The sequence below is a fragment of the Pseudomonas sp. 8_5_2 genome, from assembly GCF_059295255.1.
Genome location: NZ_CM181238.1, coordinates 3,552,197 through 3,570,933, shown reverse-complemented (window position 1 = coordinate 3,570,933; position 18,737 = coordinate 3,552,197). Strand labels below are relative to the sequence as shown.

Below are 18,737 nucleotides of genomic sequence, written 5' to 3'. Positions count from 1 at the left end.
GCTGACCGATGCGCTTTCAGAGTCTGGATATACGGTCCACTGAACCTGGCTACCGTGAAGCGCAGAGCTAGCCAGGGAGCCACTGGGTCATATCACTTTTACTGCGCGACCAATGAACTTCACCGGGCCGGTAGGCAGGCCTGAAGGCGAGCCGCCAGCCTTCTCCAGGGTCAGCTCGAACAGCTGGTTGGCCTCCAGCGGGGGCAGGCTCTGCAGCGGCACGCGGTAGGGCTCGCCCGGTTTGACCAGGCCCAGAGAAACAGGCGCCTGCCACTGTTCACCCTTGGTCCAGAACTGTAAGGCCATGCCCTCTGGGACCGCATCGCGCCCCAGCGGGATCAGCTCGATCACCCGGCTGTCGCTGGCCTGCACGACCCAGCCAGGGGCCTGGCTGCTTGGCGCCACCAGTACCACCAGGTAACGGGTTGTGGGGGCCGGGGTGGTCAGCAAGGTAAACGCCAGTAGCAGGCTTGCAGCCAAGCCGGCGGCGCTTAGGCCTTGCCACAGGCCAAGACGTTGCCACCAGCCGAGCTGCGATGCCCTGGCGGGTGCAGGCAGCTCATCGAGACTGCGCTGGATACGGCCCCACAGGCGCGCACTCGGCGGCCGCGCGGTGGCCAGCTCGGTCAGCGGCAGCAGGCGGGCTTCCCAGGCATCCACGGCGGCGCGCAAGGCGGGGTCTGCGCTCAGGCGCTCGGCTATGGCGGCATGTAGCTCGGGTGGCAAGGTTCCCAGCACATACTCCCCGGCAAGGGCGTGCAGTGCTTCGATAGCATCGGGCTTCATTCCAGGCACTCCCGCAACGCCTTGAGGCTGCGCTTGATCCACGCCTTGACGGTGCCCAGCGGCGCGCCCAGCAGGCTGGCGATCTCGGCGTGGCTGCAGCCATCCACATAGGCATGCAGGATGCAGCGCTGCGGCGCGGGCTGTAATTGCTCGAGGCAGCGGTAGATCTTTGCCGAGCCTGACCAGAGGTCCATCCCATCCAGCCCACCGCGCATTGCCAGCGCAGCATCAACCTCGACGTCGTCAAACTCGGTTTCCCTGCGGCTAGCACGGATCGAATTCAGCGCCAGATGGCGGGTGATGCTGTAGATCCAGCCCCGCGCCGAGCCGCGGGCCGGGTCGAAACTGGCGGCGCGGGTCCAGATACGGATGAACGCATCGTGGACGATGTCTTCGGCCGTGGCGTCATCCTGCACGATGCGCCGGGCAACGCCCAGCAGACGTGCGCCTTCGTGATCATAAGGCGCCTGCAAGGCGGGGCGATCGCCCTGCGCACAGGCCTGCAGGCAGCGTTGGAAGTCGAAAGGGACTGCAGGCGAGTTCAACGAGTGCGGCTTCCTTGAGTCATGCCAGGTACCCCGGCCATCCGGCCGGGGGCTTGCCAACGAGCGTAGATGATCGATTGCCAGGTGTCTGCTCAAGCGGCCTTCATTTCGCCGTCCAGAACACATAGTCGGCCTGGTACTTGACTTGTTGCCGTGTGCCCTTGTCCTGCGCGGTGCAACCACTGGCCGGGGCCACGCCACCTTGAGTGGCCAGGCGCTGGATATAGCTGACACCTTGCATGGCACCCTGGCCTTCGGTCGGGTTGGCCTTGACCAGCTGATAGGGCAGGGCACTGGTGCCGGCCGGGGCTACCGCCAACTGGGTGCCGGTGACTTTCGAGCCATCCTTGGCTTGCCAGGTGGCGGGTGGGCCGAAGTATTCGCCCAGCGCTTTGCCAGCCCGGTCGTTCAGCACCGCTTTGGGGCCGACGAATGCCCATTCGGTCTGGCCGGGGGTGCTGGCCTTGTCACGGCACTCATAGGTGATTTCGCCGACGCCGATGGTTTCCAGCATGACGCGATGGCCATCGGGCACCTTGACGGCATCGGGCAACGTGGCTTGGGCGAGGGCGGCTGGCGCTGCCATGGCGAGGCTGCAGGCTAGCAGGCAGGCGCGGGTTCTGGCGTTCATGGGCAATGCTCCTGAAAGGTCATTTGGCTGGGCGAGCACAGGCCGCCCACTACCAATACCCGCCAGCAGGCAAATTGGATGCACTGGTCGCAGATGAATCGCTACCGAGGCGTTGCAGTTGAACGTCAGCCGATGATGGGCCTCTCACATGAAAGGGTACAGTGAGGCCTTGGTCATGAGTATTGAACGCAGCATCCCTGAGCTTGAAGCCTGGTATGCCCAGTACGACGACATCAGCTACCGGCGCGAATCACCGGATGCCTACCACCATGAGCTGCTCCGCACCGCAGAAGCCCTGCGTGACGATGGTGCCATCGAGTGGGACGACTGGCTGGCGCTAAAGGCGCTGGCCGACGAGGCGCATTTGGGCGCAGTCGAAGATGCCGTGCAGGCGCACGTAAGCGACCCGGACGCATGAAAGCGCTGAAGATTGCCACTTTCAACATCAATGGTATCCGCAGCCGGCTGCCTGCCCTGCTGGCCTGGCTGGAGCGGGAGAAGCCTGATATCGCTTGCTTGCAGGAGCTAAAGGCCGCGGACCCGCAGTTTCCGCAGCAGGCACTGGAGGCGGCCGGTTACGGTTGTTTGTATCACGGCCAGCCTTCGTGGAACGGTGTGGCCATCCTGGCGCGTGACAGCGAACCCCTGGAGGTCCGGCGCGGCCTGCCAGGCATGGAAGATGATAGCCAGAGCCGCTACCTGGAGGCCGCGGTTCACGGGGTGCTGGTGGCCTGCCTTTACCTGCCCAACGGCAACCCGCAGCCTGGGCCGAAGTTCGATTACAAGCTGCGCTGGTTTCACGCCCTTATCGAGCATGCGCGGGGGTTGTACGGTAACGGTCACCCGACGCTGCTGGCAGGCGATTTCAACGTGGTGCCCACCGACATGGACATCTACAACCCACGTTCCTGGTTGAAGGACGCGCTTTTGCAGCCAGAGTCGCGTGGGTGTTTCGAACAGCTGCTGGAGCAGGGCTGGGTCGATGCCCTTCGGCATCTGCACCCGGACGAGCGTGTTTACACCTTTTGGGATTATTTCCGTAACCACTGGGCGCGCAACGCCGGGTTGCGTATCGATCACCTGCTGCTCAACCCCGACCTTGCACCGTATCTGAAGCGGGCCGGGGTCGATGCTTGGGTGCGCAATGAGGTGAAGGCCAGTGATCATGCGCCGGTGTGGATCGAGCTGGGTGCCCGGCGTCGGTAAGGGAGGTGATCTGGCGAGTTGCATCAGGGGTTATAGGTGCTTGCCGCAAGATATGCAGCGAGCACCTGCCAGCCCCACGCTATTCAAGCCCCCCGCAACCCCAGCCCGTCGCGCCCCTGCGCATGCAGCCCGGTGTCCTGCGGCAGGGCGGTAACCTTGATCGCCCGCACCGGCACCGCAAACTTGGCGCCGACTTTGCCAAACCGCTCAAGCAGCCGGAAGTTGATGGCCTGCTGGATGTCCATGTACAGGTTGTAGCCAGGGTCCTTGACGATATACACACATTCGAACTCCAGCGCTTCTTTGCCAAAACCGCGCAAATGGGCGCGGTCGAAGCGTACCTGGTCCTGGGCCTTGATCGCCTCCTCGACTATGCCGGGGGCTTTCTTCACCGCTTCGGTGGGGGTGTCGTAGGACAGGCCGAACTCGAACACGATGCGCCGTTCATGCAGGCGTTTGTAGTTCTGGATGGTGCTGCCGATCATGCTGGCGTTGGCCATGACGATCTGCTCGCCGCCCAGGCTGCGGATGCGCGTGGTCTTCAGGCCGACGTGCTCCACGGTGCCGGCCAACGGCCCGATGACGATGAAGTCGCCCACCTCGAACGGTTTGTCGACGGCGATCGACAGCGAAGCGAACAGGTCGCCAAGGATGTTCTGCACCGCCAGTGCAACGGCGATACCACCTACCCCGAGGCTGGCGACGAAGGCGGTGATGTTGACGCCCAGGTTGGACAGCATGGCCAGCACCACCACCGACCACAGCAGAACCCTCGCGCCCCAGGCGGACAGGGTGGCCAGTGCGCTGCCCTGGTTCAGGCCGTCGCCGCCATGGCGCGCAAAATACCGGCTCAGGCCCAGGCCGATGGCGCGGTTGGCCCACAGCCCGATCTGCAGGGCCGCGACCACGAACCACAGGCTACCCACCCGCGTCAGCCAGCGCTCGGGCAGGTCGAGCATGCTCAACCCCACCAATAGCGAGGCCAGAAACAGCAGGAAGTTGCTGGTGCCGGCGAGCACTTTGGCCAACACCTGGCTTAACACACCGTCGTGTTCGGACCAGCGCCTGACCCGCCGCTGCACGAAGCTGATGGCTGCACGGGCCACCAAAAAGGTCACGACGGAAACGGTCAGGGCCAGCAACAGGTTGAGAATGGAGATACCGAACAGGGTGTTGTCGGTGAACATTGCGATGAGACGATCACTCATGAGGGGTTGCCTCCTCCTGCGGGAATTAGCGGTGACGGTAGGGGCGGGCAGGCCGCGACACAGTGACTTGCGGATGGGCCCGTGTTTGCGGCTAAAACTGCGCCTACACGGGTTGGGCCGGGCCGGGGAGAGGTAGTTCGATCGGATTTCTGCACGCCGGGCATGCTGCAACGCAACATGCCCGGGTAAAGGACCGGGCAGGTATCAGGCAGCGCGCTGCTCGCCCTTGAGCAGCTTCTTCTGTGCTTCCATGGCCTGGCCCATGTCTTCGAGTTCCTGCTTGCCCAACAACTTGCGAGCGGTCGGGAACAGTTCGCTTTCTTCTTCCTCGATATGGTGTTCCAGCAGCTCCTTCATCACCTTGACCCGGCCGGCGAACTCCACGGTGCCGGTTTCAGTGCCTTCCAGGTCAGGCAGCACCAGCGAGTCGACGGTACGGTGCTCTTCCTTGGCCTCGTAATACATCTTCGCCTCTTCCTTGCCCCCGGCCTGTTTGATGGCGGGGTAGAGGATGTCCTCTTCAAGCCGGGTATGGATGGAGACTTCCTGCTTGATCCGCTCCAGCAGTTCGGCGCGCTTTTTCACGGCGCGTTCAGTGGTGGAGGACAGTTCCTCCAACAGCTTTTTAACCAGGTGATGGTCCTGAATCAGCAATTCGATAGCGTTCATGGGTAACCTCTCGCGGCTGGGAAAAATCACGGTTGCAAGAGGTTGAGTGGGGGCCTGCCGGCAAGGTTCCGCGCCAGTGATGGCTGGCGCCGGTTCGCTTGCCTGCGCGCGGCGGGTGCAGCAGTGACTGAGGGGTCAAAATAAATGGAATCTTTTCTCGTTCTGCCGGCTCAATTAGCCAGGGTTTGATGGAGGAGAATCCAATGGCAGGGCAGCAACTGTATGTGATCGAATACGAGCTTCACGGAGAATTCAGGACATTCATCATTCGCATGGAGCGCATGGACAACACCGAGGCATGGCACTGGGCGAGTTGTGACGCCGGGGTGGGGATCATCCCTCGCTTTGGTCAGCACAAGATCAAGAAAGTCAGCCGGCCCATGGCTGAGCGTTATGGCATTTCCAATGTAAGGTGGCGGCCATCAGGCCAAGGGCCGGAGTTTGTCGCACCGCCCGTGGACATGAAGAAGTTTGCCGTTGGTAACGGCGACAAGTCATGACTGTTGTTCATCGAGCGCAGAGAATCCACTGCTGCCGTTGCCCCCGCATCTTCGCTTCGGGACCGGGGCGGCGGCAGGGTGCGCAAGCTGGTCGATCCCGAGGCGCTGCGCAAGTAGCTTTCCCACCATTTGCCTGCCCCGCATCATGTATCGTGTAGGCTGAGGGCCCGGTTGCGCGGGCCGCGCCTTTTTCCGATGCTCGAGGTCAACCCATGGAACGCGATACCCCTGACGGCACCGCCAGTGGCCAGGCGTGCGCTGCGCAAACAGCAGAGCGGCTGCAGCTGGCGCTGGACGCGGGTGCGATCATTGGCACCTGGGTGTGGGACATCCCCAACGATCGCGTGACAGCCGACGAGCGTTTTTCCCGTTCATTCGGTTTGCCGGTAGAAAGGTGCCTGGCCGGCATGCCGCTGGCAGAAGCATTCGGCTCCATTCATCCGGATGACCGCCAGCAGGTGGCCAGCGCCATCGAGGCCGCCATGGCGCGTGGGGGAGCTTTTCGCTGTGAATACCGGGTGCGCCAGGACGATGGCTGCTACCACTGGGTAGAGGCCAACGGCCGGGCCGAGCTGGATGAGCAGGGCAGGGCCGTGCGCTTCCCTGGTGTGCTGATGGACATCGGCTCGCGCCGGGAGGCTGAGGCCGAGCGTGACCGGGTATCGGCGATGTTGCGTAGCTTCACGGCGGCGGTGCCCGGGGTGGTATACGCCAAGGACCGGCAGGGGCGAATGCTGGTGGCCAACCATGGCGCGACGCAGCTGATCGGCAAGCCACCGGAATACTACCTGGGCAAGACTGACCTGGAGTTCCTGGAGGACAAGCAGCAGGCCCGGCAGGTGATGGCTACCGACCAGCAGGTGATGGCTGGGGGCACGTCGGTGCAGGTCGAGGAGCGGGTAGACATGCCCGATGGCTCGGTGACCCACTGGCTATCGGTCAAGGCGCCACTGCTCAGCGACGGTGGCGAGGTGATCGGGCTGATCGGCTCGTCCATCGACGTCACCGCCCGCAAGCTGGCAGAAGCCCAGCTACTGGAACTCAACCGCACGCTGGAAGCGCGTATCTGCGAAGCCGTGGCCGAGCGTGAAGAGGCCCAGGCTGCACTGCGCCAAGCGCAGAAAATGGAAGCGGTCGGCCAGCTGACCGGTGGCATCGCACATGATTTCAACAACCTGCTGGCAGGTATCGCCGGCAGCCTCGACCTGATCCGTGCGCGGCTCAGGCAGGGCCGTGCCGAGGACGTCGAGCGTTACCTGACGGTCGCCTACGGCGCCACCCGCAAAGCGGCGGCATTGACCCATCGGCTGCTGGCATTTGCCAGGCGGCAGACGTTGATCCCGGTGCAAACCGATGTGCATGGGTTGATCACCGGCATGGAAGAGCTGATACGGCGTACCGTTGGGCCAGCGGTGGTGCTTGATGTGAACCTGTCAGCCACCCTGAGTACCTGTCTGGTCGACCCGGCACAACTGGAAAACGCCTTGCTCAACCTGTGCATCAATGCGCGTGACGCCGTCGGTGAGGCGGGTCGGATCTGCATACAGACATGCGACCAGCATGTCGAAACCGGCACCGATCCTGATGTCCTCCCAGGTGATTACCTGACCATTTGCGTGGCCGATGAGGGCTCCGGCATGGACCCGGCAACCTTGGCCAAAGCCTTCGAACCGTTCTTCACCACCAAACCGGTGGGGGCTGGCACGGGGCTCGGGTTGTCGATGGTATACGGCTTTGCCAAGCAGTCCGGCGGGCAGGTACGGATCGAGTCTACCCCAGGGCACGGCACGCGCGTGTACCTGCAGCTGCCAGGCCATGGCGGTGCCGCCCAGGCAGTGCCCGAGCCGCAGGCGTCGGCGTGCGCCTACCCAGCCTCGCCGGGTGAAACGGTGCTGGTGGTGGATGACGAGGGCTCGGTACGTATGTATGTCAGCGAAGTCCTCAGTGGGCTTGGGTACGTGGTCATCGAAGCGGCCGACAGCCTCGCCGGCCTGCAACTGCTGCGCTCGGACACCCGAATCGACCTGCTGATAACCGATATCGGCCTGCCCGGCGGCGTTGATGGCCGCAAGATGGCCGAAGCCGGGCGTATTGCCCGGCCAGGGTTGCCGGTGTTGTTCATGACCGGCTATGCACAGCCGCAGCCGGCACATGAGAATTGGCCGGGGCAGGGGGCTGCCGTATTGACCAAGCCGTTCACGCTTGATGCCTTGATCGGCAGCCTCAACAGCTTGCCACGGCACGCCCAATGAGGCCTGGGCGCTTGCGCATGGCCGCGCCCCGGTGCAGGCTCAGCCCGCAAATGTGCCCGCAGTTGCCCCGGGCACCAGGATCACCTTGCGGCAATTATCTTTCTTCTGGTCGAACATCTTGTAGCCCATGGCGGCTTCCTCCAGCGCCAGGCGATGGGTGACGATCAGCTCCGGTTGCAAACGCCCGGCCTCGATATGCTCGAGCAGCTCGGGCAGGTACTTCTGCACGTGTGTCTGGCCCATCTTGAATGTCAGGCCCTTGTCGAACGCGTCGCCAAACATGAAGCCATGAATGTAGCCGGCATACACGCCCGGCACGCTGACCACGCCGCCGCGGCGCACCGCGACCAGGCTCTGGCGCAGGGCCTTGCCGTTGCTGCCCTCGATCTTCAGGCTGGTCAGCACGCTCTCTGCCGTGCTGCCCTTGGCTTCGAAACCTACCGCATCAATCACCGCGTCCACCCCGCGCATCCCGGGGGTGAGGCGGATGATGCTGTCGGCCGGGTCGTCGTCTTCCAGGAAGTTGATGGGGATCACCCCGTAGGCATCCCGGGCGAAGGCCAGCCGGTATTCGTTGTTATCGATCATGAAGATGGTCTGGGCGCCGAGCATACGCGCGCAGGCGGCGCTCAGCAGCCCTACCGGACCGGCGCCATAGATGGCCAGGGTGGAGCCCTTGCCGACCTGGGCGTTGGTTACCGCCTGCCAGGCGGTAGGCAGGATGTCGGAGAGGAACAGCACCTTGTCATCGGGCAGGGCGGTCGGCACCTTGAATGGCCCGAAATTGGCCTTGGGCACCCGCACGTAATCGGCCTGACCGCCCGGTACGCCGCCGTACAAGTGGCTGTAGCCGAACAATGCTGCCCCCGGGGGGACGACCTTCTTGCTGGGGATGGCGCCGCGATCGGTGTTGGTGGTTTCACAAGCGGCAAACAGGTCATGCTGGCAGAAGAAGCAACTGCCGCAGGCGATCACGAACGGGATCACCACGCGGTCCCCGACCTGCAGGTTGGTCACCGCGGGCCCTCTTTCCTCGACGATGCCCATGAACTCGTGGCCAAAAATGTCGCCTGGCTCGGTTTGCGGGATCCTGCCGTGGTACAGGTGCAGGTCCGAGCCGCAGATGGCCGTGGCGGTAACGCGCAGGATGACATCGTCATCGGCCTTGATGCTCGGGTCCGGCACGGTGTCGACCCTGACGTCCTGTGCGCCGTGGTAAGTCAGTGCTCTCATGCGTTCAACTCCTGCTAGGGCGGTTGTTATATGCAGGTTAGCCAACAGGCAGGAAAACGTTGAGGTGAACTGCACCTGAAGCAGGTAACCGGTTGCTGCAGCCAGGTTCGCAGCCTTCAGCTTGCCCGGCCAGCCGGCAGGCGAATGCTGAAGGTGGTCCCGGACACCGTATTCGAGCTGAGGGTGATTTCGCCGCCGTGGGCTTCGGCCAGTTCCCTGACGATGAACAACCCTAGCCCGACCGAGCGCACCGTGGCGTCCTGGTCGGTGGCGCGGGTCATCGGTTCGAACAGGCTCGGGATCAGGGCCTCGGGTATGCATGTGCCGTGGTTGTGCACGGCAATCACTGCCGCGTCACCTGCCAGGTCGGTGGTGATGGTGACCGGGTGAGTCATGTCGCCGTAGGCAACACTGTTTGCCACCAGGTTGCCGATCATCTGCTGCAGCCGGTCCGGGTCGATGTCTATCTGGCCGTACCCGCGGGAAAGGTGACGGATGCGGGCGTGGGCAAAGGCCAAGCGCAATTCGCTGATTGTCTGCTCCACCGTGTTTTTCAGGTCGGCGGGGCGGCTGCGGATGGTGATGCCCTGGCCGAGCCTTACCGAGGCGAAGTCGAGCAAATCGGCGATCATGCCCTCGGCGCGTGCGCAGGAGTGGCCGATGCTGCCAAGCAGGCGCCGCTCCCTGTCCCGCTGTTCGCTCTGTGCAAGCAGCTGCGCGGCCATCTTGATCGCGGTCAGCGGGTTTTTCAGGTCGTGGCTGGCAATTGCTACGGTCTGCTCGGCAAAGGCCGCCCGCCGCTGGGCAGGCCGTGGATGTCCTGGCGGTTGTCCGACAGGAAGGTGAGCCGGGCAAATTGCCTGGCGATATCCGGGTCGGTGCGACAGAAGCTGTTGGTCAGTTCCTCGCTCAGCGCAGGCTGCCCCGGGGCGCCCATGATTACCGGAGCCATGGCGCTCGACCAGCCCAGGTAGTTGCTGTCGAGGGTGTCGAGCAGGGCGTGGATGTCGGCTTCCTTGAACCCGCCGGTGTAGTCGTCCGCGTCGATGTAACAGGGCGACGGGCCGACCATGACATGCGCTGCGATGCGCCCTGGCTGCTGGCGGTCTGCCAAGGCGCCAATCATTGCGCTGACTGAGTGCCCGACCAGTATTACCGGGCCCTCGGCAAATGCCGTGATGATTTCGTTCAGGTCTTCGGCGTAGCGACACAGCGAGTCATATTGCTCGCGGTCATAGGCCGCCAGGTCCGATTGCCCGGCGCCGACCAGGTCATAGGTGACCAGCCGGAACCGGCCCTGGAAGTGAGGCAGCAAAAACTGCCACATGGATTGGTCGCAGCCAAAACCGTGGGAAAACACAAGGGTTGCATTGCCGCTGCCAGCAACATGTACATTGTTACGCGAAGGCAAGTTCATGCGGGTTCCAGAGCTCAGCAGCGTCCATGACAGAATGGGCGATAGTGCCCATGTTCCAGGGCGGCTAGCAAGCTAGTGGGTTGTTACCTGCCACGGTTTGTGCGGCGTTGCTGGTCAGAATAGGCCAACCATGAACACCTGCCAGGCGCCACGCTGGCTTGCGTGGGAGCACTGCGCCGCTCGGGCGGGCGGAGTGAACCATTCGCCAGGCGTTTCGCTCGATTTGAAAAACGAGCACAGGCAGCCTGGCATGAATGCGTTCACTGAACAGCTCACCCCCGAACAGCACAGGCTCGAGGCCATCAACCGTTGGTTCTGCACGCTTGATGACCGTGCCCTGCGCTGTGCCTGCCCCAGCACCTACCACGAAGAGCTGTTGCGCCAGGCTGACGAGATGGACCGCCTGGGCCTTGTGGACTGGCGCGAATGGCGTGACCTGCGTCGGCTGGCTGACCGCTGGTACCTCAAGGCCATCGCTGGCGCTGATTACCCTCGCCGCTGAAGGCTGTGCAACAACTGGTTGCGCGAAGGCTATGCGGTTACGGGGTGATTGGCGCGCCGGGCAACTGTCATAGATCCACGGGAGTGAACTACCGTCGACTGGGCCGCGTCCCCCGAATGAATGCCTCTGCATTCGCCCGTCAGCTGCTTTGAGGACGCAACCATGGAAAACACCGATCAAAGCTCTACCTCTCCCCCCGACAGCACTCAGGACCACCTGCACGCCATCACCGATGAAGCCGGCGCACTGCTTGGCGAAGCCCGGCAAAAGGGCAGCGAGCAATACGAGCACTACCGCGACAATGCCGCCGACCAGCTTGATTCGCTGAAGGAAGGCGCCCGCTCGGCCGCGCAAGCGCTGGAAGGCCACGACAGTCTCGGCCTTTCGCAGTACCTGGCCCAGGCGGCAGACTGCATGGGCAGTTTTGCCGAGCAAGTTCGCCATGAGAGCGCCGAAAGCCTGCTTCAGCGTGGGGTCAGGCTGGCGCGGGATAACCCGGCGGTGTTCCTGGCCACAAGCGTGGCGATCGGCTTTGCCGTCTCGCGCTTCTTGCGCGCCAGTGCCGACCACGCCCAGGGCGCCGGCGTAGCGGCTGCGGGTGCCACCAGCGAGTCTCGGCATCCTCTGCCACCCACGCCGGATCGGGCGAGCGATGTATCTACTCGCGAGCCCTTTACCCCCGTCGACCCGATAGGGCCGGGTGCCGGCACGCCCGTCAGCGGCAGCCCGTTCGAGCGTGACCCGCTCAAAGGAGGCGAATGATGAACAAAGATCCCTTTCATACCACCCCAGGGCTGCATACACCGGAAGAAGACCCAGTGGGTGTGGGTGGCTTGGTGCGCCAGTTGATGCGTGAGGTGCCCGACCTTTTCACCAAGGAACTGGCCCTGGCCAAGGCCGAACTGCAGCAAAACCTGAACGCGCTGAAAGCCGGTACAGCGGCAGTGGCGGCTGGCGCGATCGTGGTGCTGGCGGGTTTTGTCATCCTGCTGCTGGCCGCCGTGTATGCCCTGGCGCTGGTGTTGCAGCCCTGGCTGGCTGCCCTGATCGTGGGGGCCGTCACGGTGGTGATCGGTTTCATCATGCTGCAGGCGGGCAAGAAACAGTTCCAGCCCACCCACCTTGCTCCTGATCGTGCCTTGCACGCCATGCAACAGGACAAGGAAACGCTGAAGAGGAAACTGCCATGACCACCTCCTTCGAACACGAAGCGCACAAGGACCCTGACCTGCTCGAACAGGAAATCAACGCCAAGCGCGAGCACATCAGTGACCTGGTTGACGCGCTGGAGCAGCGCTTGAGCCCCGGCCAGCTGGTCGACAAGGTGCTGGCCTATGCCAAGGGCAACGGCGGCGAGTTCTGTCACAACCTGGGCCTGACCCTCAAGAACAATCCGGTCCCGGCGACCCTCACGGTGTTGGGCCTGGCTTGGCTGGGGCTCAATCAGAACCGGCCTTTCAACCCAGGGCCGGCCCATCACGGGCCAGGTCTTGGGGAAAAGCTGGGGGAGGCGGTCGACTCGGTCAAAGACGCCTTCGCCCATGCTGGGGAGGCGGTGCACGATGCCGGCCAGAAGGTGCGCATGAAGGCGCATGACGCGCGCGACCGGGCCAGTGAGCTTGGCCATGGCGCCCGTGAGTCGATGGGTGAGTCTGCCGATACACTGCGCAGTTCCGCGCACAAGGTCGGGGACCAGGCGACTGCGCTGAAAGGCCAGTTCGAACACTTGCTTGAAGAGCAGCCGCTGGTGTTGGCGGCGCTGGGCATTGCCCTGGGAGCGGCGCTGGGCGCGGCCCTACCCGGCACCCGAAAGGAAGACCAGCTCATGGGCAGCACCAGTGACCGCTTGACGGACACACTCAAGGCCAAGGGCGGCGAGGTGAAGGCGTCGGTCGAGCAATCGCTTCATCAGGCCACCGACAAGCCACCGAGCCAGGCGGTTGGCGCGGGCGGCGTGCGTGAAGGTAGCGACCTTTCCTCGGGGTTGGGTTTTACCCCGTGACTCGACAGCGACTGAGCTGCCGGCCTCTTCGCATGCGGCGAAGGGGCCGGCCGACATGGCTGTTATCAGCCCATGGGCACGCCGGGCAAATGGGTCAGGCGCCTGTTTCCTGCGACAAGCGCTTCAGCAGCGCCTGAGCTACCGCTTCAGAGGAGGCAGGGTTCTGGCCGGTGATCAGGTGGCCATCCTCGACCACATGACTCGCCCAGTCTGCGGCCTTGGAATATTCACCACCATGGTCCTTGAGCATGTCTTCCACCAGGAAGGGCACCACGTCGGTCAGCCCGACAGCGTCTTCTTCACTGTTGGCAAAGCCGGTTACCCGCTTGCCTTTGACCACCGGGTGGCCGTCCGGCGCCTTGACGTGCTTGAACACGCCCGGCGCGTGGCATACCGCGGCGATCGGCTTGTTGGAGGCATAGAACGCCTCCAGCAAGGCTTTGGAGTCGTTGTCCTCTGCCAGGTCCCACAATGGCCCATGACCTCCTGGATAGAACACGGCATCGAAGTCGTACGGGTCTATTTCCCCCAGTGGTACGGTGTCGGCCAGGGCCATCTGCCCTTCGGTATCGCTGGCGAAGCGCCGGGTAGCATCGGTCTGGGCATCGGCTTCATCGCTTTTAGGGTCCAGTGGCGGCTGGCCGCCTTTGGGGGACGCGAGTGTGACATCGGCGTTGGCGTCGATGAACACGTAATAGGGGGCGGCGAATTCTTCCAGCCAGAAGCCGGTTTTCTTGCCGGTATTACCCAGTTGATCGTGAGACGTGAGCACCATCAGGATCTTTTTCATGCAAGGCTGTCCTCTGGATGTGAATGGGCAGTGCGCGACGCGCCCTGCATTATTGTCGGAGGGCAGCGCGCCGCAACCGTTCCATGCCGATTTCGGCGTGCTCGCGAAAACCAATCAGGAGTTGGCACGGAAATAGCTGTATGTGCTGCGACAGGCATACCCTGCCGGTCACTTCCCACCCACCCTCCACCGAAAAGAATAAAGGGGGCTGCATGAGTTGTCTGATTTGCGCGGGACAGGCTGAAACTGTCGAATGCCCCAGTGGTTGGGAAGAGCGGCGCTGTTCCCGGTGCGGATGTTACCGAATGTCTCAAGCGCTCATCCTGGTGATGATGGAAGAGGGGCAGATTTTCGATACCGAGCGTATGCGCCAGTGGCTGGCAACCCGGTCTGACCAGGGATCGATACCCTCAATTGACCAGTCCCAGGCCATATTGGCGATTTGAGCCGCGGGCGCCAGTCGTCCTCTTCGGCAGCCTGCTTCTTCACACCGGCACGCTGGCCGCCTTGAGCTGGCGCAGGACAAAGCACGATACCGAATGGCGCAAGCCCGGGATCTTGTAGAGCTTCTCTCGCAGCAGGCGCTCGTAGTCACGCGTATCGCGTACTGCCAGGCGCAGGAAGTAATCGTATTCACCCGACACCAGGTACGCCTCGATCACCTCGGGTATTTCCGCTAGCGCCTTCTCGAACTTGTGCAGCACTTCGTCACCGTGCTGGTCCAGGGTCACCATCACGATCAAGCCCTCGCCATAGCCGAGCCCGGCCATGTCGATACGTGCCTGGTAGCCCTGGATGATGCCGGCTTCTTCCATTCGTTTTATGCGTTGCCAGCACGGGCTTGACGACAGGCCGACCTGCTTGCCGATTTCCTGCAGGCTGGCACGGCCATCGCGGCTCAGCACCTGAAGAATCCTGCGGTCCATGTCATCCAGGTTATTTTTTTGCATATTCGGTGTTTCTCGAAAAATATTGCTGAATTCTAGGCGCAATCCCGAACGATTCGAAAGCACTTTTTGCGAGATGGCATAGACAATAAACGTCACTCCCGAAACCACGACAGGTCAGGGCACGGCCAGCTATGCAATGCACGTGGCCGCGTCGACCGGGCTTCAAAAGGAAATGCCATGCAACAGGTCAAGTACGAAATGCCGGAAGCACAAACCAGCCTCGAGTTCATTCTTGAACAGGTTATTTATGGGACCGAGGTGGTGATTGTGCGTCAGGGTGTGGAGATTGCCCGGATTACTGCCATGGAAGGGCTTCGGGAGCGCGGTACTACTTTGATGGGCAGCCCTTATGAATTGAGGTGAGAGGCGGGTGCTGGATGCGTTGGGGGCGCGTCAGGGCTTATAGGGGCTTGCCGCAGCATTTGTCGCGCCTGTCAGCGCTGATGCAATCCTCGTTACCCCCATTCCCGACGGAACGCCACCCCCCAGAGAGCGTCGAACAAACATACAAATACTCCCCCCAGGACGGTCGCCCAGATGACGTTCATCGTATGGTTCGCCATGCTCGGTGCGGTACTGCTCCTGCTCGCGCTGTCTTCTTCGTACCTGCGCTGGATACCCGTCACGACGTCTGTCGTCTGTCTGGCCCTGGGCATCGGCCTGGGCCCGTCCGGCGTGAGCCTTCTGCACCTGGACATCGCCCAGGCCAGCGGCTGGATGGAGCACCTGACGGAAGTGGCAGTGTTGTTCTCGCTATTCGTAAGCGGGCTCAAACTGCGCCTGCCATTGCGCAGCCGCAGATGGTGGACAGCGTTTTTCCTGGCTGGCCCGGTCATGGTCATCTGTATCGTCGGGGTCAGCCTGGTCGCCCATTTCGGCCTGCACCTCGGCTGGGGCATGTCGGTGCTGGTCGGCGCCATTCTCGCCCCCACCGATCCGGTACTTGCGACACTTGTGCAAGTCGCTGATGCCCAGGATTACGACCCTGTCCGGTTCAGCCTTTCGGGGGAAGCGGGGCTCAACGATGGGGTGGCATTCCCGTTTGTCATCCTCGGCCTGCTACTGATGCAGGCAACAGACCCTGCGCAATGGCTGGGCGGCTGGCTGATCAAGGATGTCGCCTGGGCTGTCGTGGCTGGCATCGCATGCGGATACTGGATGGGCCGGGGCTTGGGCAAACTGACCTTGTACCTGCGAATCCAGCATGAAGACAGTACGGTTTCGCCAAACGATTACCTGGCGCTCGCCCTTATTGCCCTGGCCTATGTGGTGTCGGAGATCATCCACGGGTATGGATTCCTGGCGGTTTTTGCAGCGGGCCTGGGGCTACGGCAAGCAGAAGTGCATTCGTCTGCAACGCCAAACGAACCGGCAGAGCATCTGGTTCAGCCCGTGGTTGGCCATCAGCACGTCGCACCCGAGCATGCCGTCAAGGGTGACGTGCAGGCACTGGAAGATTCGCAAATTGCTGCAGGGATCATGCTGGGGGACATGCTTGCCTTCGGCAGCCTGGTCGAGCGGGCGATGGAAGTGTTCCTGGTTACCCTGCTAGGCGTGGTATTGCTGGAGCACTGGGACTGGCGGGCGTTGATCGTCGCCGGGGCGCTGTTTTTGATCATTCGCCCGGCAGCCGTCATGCTGGTGCCATGGCGCACGGGTGCAAGCCTGGCGCAGCGCGGGCTGCTGGGGTGGTTCGGGATTCGCGGAATAGGCAGCTTCTACTACTTGTTCTACGCGATCAACCATGGGCTGCTACCCGCAGCGGCGCCCCAGGTTACCAACCTGGTGTTGTCCGCCGTGGCGCTCAGCATCCTTGTGCATGGGTTGACGGTGCAGCCGATTCTTGCGCGTTACAAGTCGAGCAACCCAAAAGATGAATAGGCCTGGATCAACCCAAGCGGTCTCGATCAGGGAGCAATTTGCTGATCAGCTGTGCAAGGTCTGCAATGGTCCATGGCTTGGGCAGGAACGCTGCATTTGCCGGGAGCGCATTCACTGGCACAACGGTGTGGCCCGAGGTCAATATCACGGGCACTTCCGGCCATCTTGTCCAGATCTCCCGTGCCAGATCCAGACCGTCCAGCGCGCCAGGCATGTGGATATCGGTAAAAACCAGTGCGGCATGCAGGCCCTCTGACAACAAACATAACGCCTCGTCTGCATTTGCGCAGACTGTGACCTGCTGGGCGTACAGTGACGTGAGGCTCTCGGCAGTGAGGTCTCTGAGCAGATCGTCGTCTTCTACTATCAGGATGTGGCCGCGCATAGGATTACCCGCTTCTCATAAGCGTTAGGGCACGCGCATATTTCATCGTTGCCCCTGCCCGATGAGTGGCGGTATACGCGTGAGCCTTGAAAACAGCTATCGTTGCTGGGCGAGAAGCGAAGCGCTTTGATTGGCGCGTCAAGGGCACAACGGGTGCCAATGAATATCTGGACGAAAAGACTATGCAGCAGCTTCCACCGGACGAAACGATCCGCGCGGCTTTGAAACGGTCGCATGAGCGGCTCCACCGCCAACATGAACTGGTGGTCGACTTCGCCGTGATGTCCCTCAAGGCTGCGGACCTCGACGCGTTGCTGACCCAAGCGTGCGTGGTGGTGGCCGAAGGCATGAAGACTCGTTTCGCGAAGGTGCTGCAGCCGCTGCCGGACGGCGAAGCATTTGTGTTGTCGCACGGCGTGGGCTGGGACCAATCCGACATAGGGCGTGCCACGGTCGGCTGGGACGTGGCCAGCCCGGCGGGATATGCACTGGCCACTTACCGGCCGGTACTGTCCAACCATCTGGGCATGGAAGACCGCTTTCGCACTCCTGAGCTGTTGAAGAAATACGGGATCGAGCGCGCCATCAACGTTCCGATCCGCGGCGCACTCAGTCCCTTTGGCGTACTTGAGGCGGACAGCAGCAATGGCGACGACTTCGTCGAGAGCGACCTGGTATTCCTGGAAGGCATATCCAATGTCATCTCCATGGCGGTCGAACGCATAACGGCTGGCGTCGAGGCGCCGCGGCCCGACCCCTATTCGGAGACCATACTCAACGCAAGTCCCGACTGTGTGAAGATTCTCTCGGCCAGTGGCGAGATCGAGTTCATGAACGAGGCCGGCCTGACGTTCCTGCACCTGGCCTCAACGGCAGACGTGCAAGGCCAGCGTTGGCCCGATCTCTGGCCTGAGGCGTCAAGGCCGTTGGTGTCGGAAGCCCTGGCCAAAGTGGCAACCGGCGATACCGCACGGTTCGAGGCGTACGGTCCGACTGCACCAGATGAGCCGAAATGGTGGGATGTGACGGTGGCGCCGATTGTGGGCGCGGATGGCGAGATCGAAAAACTCATTGCGGTGTCGCGGGACATCACCGAGCGCCACCGTTACGAGGCTGAACTGCTGTCGTTGATCGAGGTGCAGAACAGCCGGCAAAGCAGAAGCGAGCTTTACCTGGAGGAAATCCACCATCGGGTCAAGAACAGCCTTCACCTGGTGAACACGCTGCTGTTGCTGCAAGCCAACCTGACTACCGATGAAGCGGTGAGGCTGCAACTGGAAACGGCAGCAGGGCGCGTGGTTACCATCGCCAGCGTTCATGAGCGGCTGTACCAGAATGCCGAAGAACAGCAGGTGCTGGCCTCGGACTATCTGCATGCCTTGCTGGTTGACCTGGGCAAAGCGCTGGCCGAGCGCAAGATCGTGCTGCAAGCAGACAACTTTATCCTGCCCCCGGAGAGGATCGCTCCGCTGGGCCTGGTGATTTCCGAACTCATCACCAATGCGTTGAAATATGGCAAGGGCACCGTCGAGGTCCTCGTAGAGCACGCGGGCGATCACGCGCTGCTGACCGTCATGGACGAAGGTGAGGGGTTCCCAGCTACCTACCCGAAACCGACAGGCACGGGCCTTGGCATGCGCCTGGTGAAGAGTTATTCGGGGTATGGCAGTGCAGCGGTAACCGTGGACCGGCATGAAGGCAAAAGCTGTATCCACGTGCGTTTCAAGCTTTGAGGTGATACCCGTCGGTTGGCGCTGAAAGCGGCCTGTTTCGATGCTCG

General features: G+C 62.5%; 21 protein-coding genes and 1 pseudogene. 11 read left to right on the top strand and 11 right to left on the bottom strand.

The window, feature by feature from the left end; genetic code table 11:
* Positions 1 to 87 precede the first annotated feature (87 nt).
* The 3 genes from AC5O5R_RS16420 to AC5O5R_RS16410 all read right to left on the bottom strand — a co-directional run bounded on the left by AC5O5R_RS16420 (position 88) and on the right by AC5O5R_RS16410 (position 1,962).
* Positions 88 to 786 (bottom strand): anti-sigma factor, encoded by a 699-nt coding sequence (locus AC5O5R_RS16420; RefSeq protein ID WP_172221964.1) that lies wholly within the window; start codon positions 784 to 786, stop codon positions 88 to 90.
* A complete protein-coding gene (locus AC5O5R_RS16415) occupies positions 783 to 1,331 on the bottom strand; it encodes a sigma-70 family RNA polymerase sigma factor (RefSeq protein WP_494514536.1) in 549 nt (182 codons plus the stop codon). Before AC5O5R_RS16415 ends, AC5O5R_RS16420 begins: the two co-directional genes overlap by 4 nt.
* Before the next feature lie 103 nt (positions 1,332 to 1,434).
* Positions 1,435 to 1,962, bottom strand: a complete 528-nt coding sequence (locus tag AC5O5R_RS16410; protein WP_172221970.1) for a DUF3455 domain-containing protein — start codon at positions 1,960 to 1,962, stop codon at positions 1,435 to 1,437.
* A 175-nt stretch (positions 1,963 to 2,137) separates the two neighbouring features.
* Between AC5O5R_RS16410 and AC5O5R_RS16405 the strand changes: the two genes are divergently transcribed.
* Together AC5O5R_RS16405 and xth are read left to right on the top strand one after the other, a co-directional pair.
* Positions 2,138 to 2,380, top strand: a complete 243-nt coding sequence (locus tag AC5O5R_RS16405; protein ID WP_172221973.1) for a hypothetical protein — start codon at positions 2,138 to 2,140, stop codon at positions 2,378 to 2,380.
* Positions 2,377 to 3,168 carry an exodeoxyribonuclease III gene (gene xth, locus AC5O5R_RS16400; protein WP_172221976.1) on the top strand — a complete coding sequence of 264 codons (792 nt, stop codon included), beginning with the start codon at positions 2,377 to 2,379 and terminating at the stop codon, positions 3,166 to 3,168. Before AC5O5R_RS16405 ends, xth begins: the two co-directional genes overlap by 4 nt.
* A gap of 83 nt (positions 3,169 to 3,251) precedes the next feature.
* Here xth and AC5O5R_RS16395 read toward each other — a convergent pair whose 3' ends face one another.
* Together AC5O5R_RS16395 and AC5O5R_RS16390 are read right to left on the bottom strand one after the other, a co-directional pair.
* Complete coding sequence (locus AC5O5R_RS16395) at positions 3,252 to 4,376, bottom strand: mechanosensitive ion channel family protein (RefSeq protein WP_172221979.1); 1,125 nt, start codon at positions 4,374 to 4,376, stop codon at positions 3,252 to 3,254.
* A 204-nt stretch (positions 4,377 to 4,580) separates the two neighbouring features.
* Complete coding sequence (locus tag AC5O5R_RS16390; protein WP_172221982.1) at positions 4,581 to 5,045, bottom strand: PA2171 family ribosome-binding persister protein; 465 nt, start codon at positions 5,043 to 5,045, stop codon at positions 4,581 to 4,583.
* A gap of 203 nt (positions 5,046 to 5,248) precedes the next feature.
* Between AC5O5R_RS16390 and AC5O5R_RS16385 the strand changes: the two genes are divergently transcribed.
* Together AC5O5R_RS16385 and AC5O5R_RS16380 are read left to right on the top strand one after the other, a co-directional pair.
* Positions 5,249 to 5,545 (top strand): DUF6555 family protein, encoded by a 297-nt coding sequence (locus tag AC5O5R_RS16385; RefSeq protein ID WP_172221985.1) that lies wholly within the window; start codon positions 5,249 to 5,251, stop codon positions 5,543 to 5,545.
* A gap of 212 nt (positions 5,546 to 5,757) precedes the next feature.
* Positions 5,758 to 7,797 carry a hybrid sensor histidine kinase/response regulator gene (locus AC5O5R_RS16380; protein WP_172221988.1) on the top strand — a complete coding sequence of 680 codons (2,040 nt, stop codon included), beginning with the start codon at positions 5,758 to 5,760 and terminating at the stop codon, positions 7,795 to 7,797.
* 39 nt (positions 7,798 to 7,836) lie between these two features.
* On the opposite strand, the gene AC5O5R_RS16375 is transcribed toward AC5O5R_RS16380, so the two are convergent.
* The 3 genes and pseudogenes from AC5O5R_RS16375 to AC5O5R_RS16365 all read right to left on the bottom strand — a co-directional run.
* A complete protein-coding gene (locus tag AC5O5R_RS16375) occupies positions 7,837 to 9,030 on the bottom strand; it encodes a zinc-dependent alcohol dehydrogenase (RefSeq protein WP_172221991.1) in 1,194 nt (397 codons plus the stop codon).
* A 116-nt stretch (positions 9,031 to 9,146) separates the two neighbouring features.
* Positions 9,147 to 9,755, bottom strand: a complete 609-nt coding sequence (locus tag AC5O5R_RS16370; protein WP_256678439.1) for a sensor histidine kinase — start codon at positions 9,753 to 9,755, stop codon at positions 9,147 to 9,149.
* Between the two features lie 80 nt (positions 9,756 to 9,835).
* A pseudogene (locus tag AC5O5R_RS16365) lies at positions 9,836 to 10,447 on the bottom strand (alpha/beta fold hydrolase); the annotation flags it as partial.
* A gap of 250 nt (positions 10,448 to 10,697) precedes the next feature.
* Between AC5O5R_RS16365 and AC5O5R_RS16360 the strand changes: the two are divergent.
* From AC5O5R_RS16360 to AC5O5R_RS16345, 4 genes are all read left to right on the top strand, one after another.
* Entirely contained in the window at positions 10,698 to 10,949 is a 252-nt protein-coding gene (locus tag AC5O5R_RS16360; RefSeq protein WP_172221997.1) for a hypothetical protein, read from the top strand.
* Between the two features lie 162 nt (positions 10,950 to 11,111).
* Complete coding sequence (locus tag AC5O5R_RS16355; RefSeq protein WP_172222000.1) at positions 11,112 to 11,711, top strand: hypothetical protein; 600 nt, start codon at positions 11,112 to 11,114, stop codon at positions 11,709 to 11,711.
* Positions 11,711 to 12,139, top strand: coding sequence for a phage holin family protein (locus AC5O5R_RS16350; RefSeq protein WP_172222003.1), 429 nt, complete (start codon positions 11,711 to 11,713; stop codon positions 12,137 to 12,139). The genes AC5O5R_RS16355 and AC5O5R_RS16350 overlap by 1 nt, the downstream gene beginning before the upstream one ends.
* Entirely contained in the window at positions 12,136 to 12,951 is an 816-nt protein-coding gene (locus AC5O5R_RS16345) for a DUF3618 domain-containing protein (protein WP_172222006.1), read from the top strand. The genes AC5O5R_RS16350 and AC5O5R_RS16345 overlap by 4 nt, the downstream gene beginning before the upstream one ends.
* Before the next feature lie 94 nt (positions 12,952 to 13,045).
* On the opposite strand, the gene AC5O5R_RS16340 is transcribed toward AC5O5R_RS16345, so the two are convergent.
* Both AC5O5R_RS16340 and AC5O5R_RS16335 read right to left on the bottom strand, forming a co-directional pair.
* Positions 13,046 to 13,741 carry a type 1 glutamine amidotransferase domain-containing protein gene (locus tag AC5O5R_RS16340; protein WP_172222009.1) on the bottom strand — a complete coding sequence of 232 codons (696 nt, stop codon included), beginning with the start codon at positions 13,739 to 13,741 and terminating at the stop codon, positions 13,046 to 13,048.
* Between the two features lie 485 nt (positions 13,742 to 14,226).
* Positions 14,227 to 14,691, bottom strand: a complete 465-nt coding sequence (locus tag AC5O5R_RS16335; RefSeq protein WP_172222012.1) for an Lrp/AsnC family transcriptional regulator — start codon at positions 14,689 to 14,691, stop codon at positions 14,227 to 14,229.
* A 177-nt stretch (positions 14,692 to 14,868) separates the two neighbouring features.
* Here AC5O5R_RS16335 and AC5O5R_RS16330 point away from each other — a divergent pair, with 177 nt between their 5' ends.
* Together AC5O5R_RS16330 and AC5O5R_RS16325 are read left to right on the top strand one after the other, a co-directional pair.
* Positions 14,869 to 15,054: a hypothetical protein gene (locus AC5O5R_RS16330; protein WP_172222015.1), complete on the top strand. Its 186-nt coding sequence runs from the start codon at positions 14,869 to 14,871 to the stop codon at positions 15,052 to 15,054.
* 174 nt (positions 15,055 to 15,228) lie between these two features.
* Positions 15,229 to 16,572 (top strand): cation:proton antiporter, encoded by a 1,344-nt coding sequence (locus tag AC5O5R_RS16325; protein WP_172285645.1) that lies wholly within the window; start codon positions 15,229 to 15,231, stop codon positions 16,570 to 16,572.
* Positions 16,573 to 16,579: 7 nt separating this feature from the next.
* Here the strand turns inward: AC5O5R_RS16325 and AC5O5R_RS16320 are convergent, their stop codons facing one another.
* Positions 16,580 to 16,957, bottom strand: coding sequence for a response regulator (locus AC5O5R_RS16320; protein WP_172231389.1), 378 nt, complete (start codon positions 16,955 to 16,957; stop codon positions 16,580 to 16,582).
* 182 nt (positions 16,958 to 17,139) lie between these two features.
* Between AC5O5R_RS16320 and AC5O5R_RS16315 the strand changes: the two genes are divergently transcribed.
* The gene (locus AC5O5R_RS16315) at positions 17,140 to 18,690 is read left to right on the top strand and encodes a sensor histidine kinase (protein ID WP_172231395.1); all 1,551 of its coding nucleotides are present in this window, start codon (positions 17,140 to 17,142) and stop codon (positions 18,688 to 18,690) included.
* Positions 18,691 to 18,737 lie beyond the last annotated feature (47 nt).